This is a genomic window from Psychrobacter sp. 1Y4 (assembly GCF_051847555.1).
In genome coordinates this window covers 1-629 of sequence record NZ_JBPYDE010000751.1, presented here as the reverse complement: position 1 = coordinate 629, position 629 = coordinate 1, and the positions used below count along the sequence as shown (strand labels likewise).

1 protein-coding gene is annotated in these 629 nt (G+C 35.3%); it reads left to right on the top strand.

Annotation, left to right across the window (positions count from 1 at the left end):
* Positions 1-629 (top strand): hypothetical protein (locus ACS8FC_RS18695; protein ID WP_439297894.1); only part of this gene is annotated, 629 nt, incomplete at both ends.

Genomic DNA, 629 nt, shown 5'->3' with positions numbered 1-629 from the left:
ATCAATTCTGCCCTTTGGGATAAAAAAACTCTCAATCCTAGATCTATAGTTGACCTACATAATATTTTTACTGATTATTTATATGTTCTGCTCTCGGTCTCAAGCGGTTATCGTCCCGTACGTGAACCTTTTGGTAGGCTTGTAGATATAGATGTTAGAACTAAAAAATATTTTATTAGCGACAAGGAAAACCGTCAACATACTCGAGGCAGATATATTTATCTACCTGATATAGCAAATCAACAGATTGAGCAGTACATCAAGTATTTAAAGAGTAATGCCTTTATTTTAAATAGTCTGGGTAATAGTCTAGGTGATATTTACTCAGATATTCTTGACAGTAATATTGGCCTTATTACTTATCTAAAGCTGGATGAAAAAACTAACACTATTACTGAAGTTAGTCTTACCAAAACATTTATTCACGGAAGACTGTCTAAAATTTTAGATCTCCCATCAAACTGGCATCGTCACTTTATACGATCTTATAAAAGCCTAGAAGTTGGAATCTTTTCTGCTAAGCCTAACTCATCATTATCTAATAGCTTCGGTCACGATGTAATTGGCGCTTGGATGGGTCACGCTGATGAGCTTGGTTTTGACTACTACGATAAGCACAGTGGACTTAG